Source organism: Ramlibacter aquaticus, from assembly GCF_015159745.1.
Classification (GTDB): Bacteria; Pseudomonadota; Gammaproteobacteria; order Burkholderiales; family Burkholderiaceae_C; genus Ramlibacter; species Ramlibacter aquaticus.
Genome location: NZ_JADDOJ010000152.1, coordinates 1 through 2541, shown reverse-complemented (window position 1 = coordinate 2541; position 2541 = coordinate 1). Strand labels below are relative to the sequence as shown.

2 protein-coding genes are annotated in these 2541 nt (G+C 63.8%); both read right to left on the bottom strand.

The genetic code is table 11. The features are described from left to right. Positions 1-73: 73 nt before the first annotated feature. Complete coding sequence (gene istB, locus IM725_RS19825; protein WP_193782365.1) at positions 74-880, bottom strand: IS21-like element helper ATPase IstB; 807 nt, start codon at positions 878-880, stop codon at positions 74-76. Then, a complete protein-coding gene (istA, locus tag IM725_RS19820; protein ID WP_193782364.1) occupies positions 870-2435 on the bottom strand; it encodes an IS21 family transposase in 1566 nt (521 codons plus the stop codon). The genes istB and istA overlap by 11 nt, the downstream gene beginning before the upstream one ends. Positions 2436-2541: the final 106 nt, after the last annotated feature.

The following is a 2541-nucleotide window of genomic DNA, read 5'->3' as shown; positions in this document are numbered from 1 at the left end:
TGTTGATTTCCATGGAATCCTGACCCGGCATTTCCATCGAATATTGACCCACCCTCTTTGCGAGCCTTGCGGCTCACGGTGTGGATAAGTTCTTGGTCTTCTCCTTCTTTTTGGGTTCGTCTGCCTGAACGGATTGGCTCGAGCTGTGCTTGAAGCGGAAGCTATCGTTGCCTGTTTCCAGGATGTGGCAATGGTGCGTAAGCCGATCCAGCAGCGCCGTCGTCATCTTCGCATCCCCGAACACACTTGCCCACTCGCTGAAGCTCAAGTTCGTGGTGATCACGACACTGGTTCGCTCGTAGAGCTTGGACAGCAGATGGAACAGCAATGCCCCGCCTGAGGCACTGAAGGGCAGGTAGCCCAGCTCATCCAGGATCACCATGTCCGCGTACATCAACCGCTGGGCAATCTGCCCAGGCCTGCCGCTGGCCTTCTCTTGCTCCAGGGCGTTGACCAGCTCGACTGTCGAGAAGAACCTCACCCGCCGGTGATGGTGCTCGATGGCTTGCACGCCCAGCGCCGTGGCGATGTGAGTCTTGCCGGTGCCAGGTCCGCCCACGAGCACCGTGTTCTGCGCGTTGTCCATGAATTCGCAACGGTGCAACTGCCGCACCAGGGCCTCATTGATCTCGCTGTGCGCGAAGTCGAAGCCAGCCAGGTCCCGGTAGGCAGGAAAGCGTGCCAGCTTGAGCTGGTAGGCCACCGAGCGCACTTCGCGCTCGGCGGTCTCGGCCTTTAGCAGTTGAGAGAGCATCGGCTGGGCTGCCTCGAAGGCCGGTGAGCCTTGCTGCGCGAGTTCGGCCACGGCCTGGGCCATGCCGTGCATCTTGAGTTCTCGCAGCATGATCACGATGGCTGCGCTGGCTGGGTCATGACGCATGACGAATCTCCTGCAGGATGGACGGCTCCGCTGCGCTCGCACGGCCGCGCAAGGCGTCGTAGCGCAGTACATTGGCCTGGGGCTCGTTGACCAGTCGCAGCGCCTGCGGCGCCGTGACTGGAGCTGGGGCTGCCAGCTTGCCGTCCAACAGCCGGTGCAGTACGTTGAGCACATGGGTCTTGCTGGCTACGCCTGCTTTGAGCGCCAACTCGACCGCCGTCAGCACCGCCTGCTCGTCGTGGTGCAGCACCAGCGCCAGGATCTCCACCATCTCCCGGTCGCCTCCGGGCTGCTTGAGCAGCACCGCCTGCAACTGGCGAAAGCCCTGGGGCAGCTCGCTGAACGGGGCGCCGTTCCTGAGCGCGCCCGGCTTGCGCTGCAGCACCGCCAGGTAGTGGCGCCAGTCGTAGACGGTGTGGCCCGCCGTGTGGTGGCTGCGCTCGATGATGCGGGCGTGCTCGCACACGATCTGCCCCTCGGCCGCCACCACCAGACGGTCGGCGTACACGCGCAGGCTCACCGGGCGGTTCGCATAAGAGGCCGGTACGCTGTAGCGGTTGCGCTCGAAGTGCACCAGGCAGGTAGGCGAGACGCGCTTGGTGTGCTCCACGAAGCCGTCGAACGGCCTGGGCATCTGCATGAGCATGGGGCGCTCTTGGGCCCAGGCCTGGGCGATGGTGCCGGGCAGCTTGCCGTGGGCGATCTCGCCCCATAGCGCCAGACAGCGGCTCTGTAGCCAATCATTGAGCTGCTGCAGCGTCGCGAACGCCGGCACCGGCTGCCACAGCCGGTGGCGCGCATCGCGCACGTTCTTCTCCACCTGGCCCTTCTCCCAGCCCGAGGCAGGGTTGCAGAACTCGGCGCTGAACAGGTAGTGGCTGACCATGGCGCTGAAGCGCGCGTTGATGTCGCGCTCCTTGCCGCGGCGCACCTTGTCCACCGCCGTCTTCATGTTGTCGTAGATGCCGCGCCCGGGCACACCGCCGAACACCTCAAAGGCACGGTTGTGCGCGTCGAACAGCATCTCGTGCGTCTGCAGCGGGTAGGCCCGTACCAAGAACGCACGGCTGTAGCTGAGTTTGAAGTGCGCCACCTGCAGCTTGGTGCGCTCACCATCGATGATCGCCCAGTCCTCGCTCCAGTCGAACTGGAACGCCTCACCAGGACCAAAGGCCAACGGCACGAAGGTGCCGCGGCCGGTGGTCTGCTGTGTCTCATGGCGGCGGGCCTGCCAGGCCCGCGCGAATGCTGCAACGCGGTTGTAAGACCCCATATAGCCCAGCGCCAACAGATCGGCGTGCATCTGCTTGAGGGTGCGCCGCTGCTTGCGCGACTTCGACCCCTCGCTCTTTAGCCATGCCGAGAGCTTCTCAGCGAAGGGATCGAGCTTGCTCGGGCTCACCCGCTTTGCATAGCGCGGCTCGGCCGCGCCAGCGCGCAGGTACTTCTTGATGGTGTTGCGAGACAGGCCGCTGCGCCGGGCTATCTCACGGATGGACAGTTGCTCGCGCAAGGCCCAACGTCTGATGACACTCAGTGTCGCCACGTCAATCACTCCTAGTGCTCCTGCCACCAAAAGCAGCAGGTTAGGGTTCGTACGTGGGTCAGATTTCGATGGAAATTACCCGGCCAGGTGGGTCACTTCTGGATGGAAATCAACA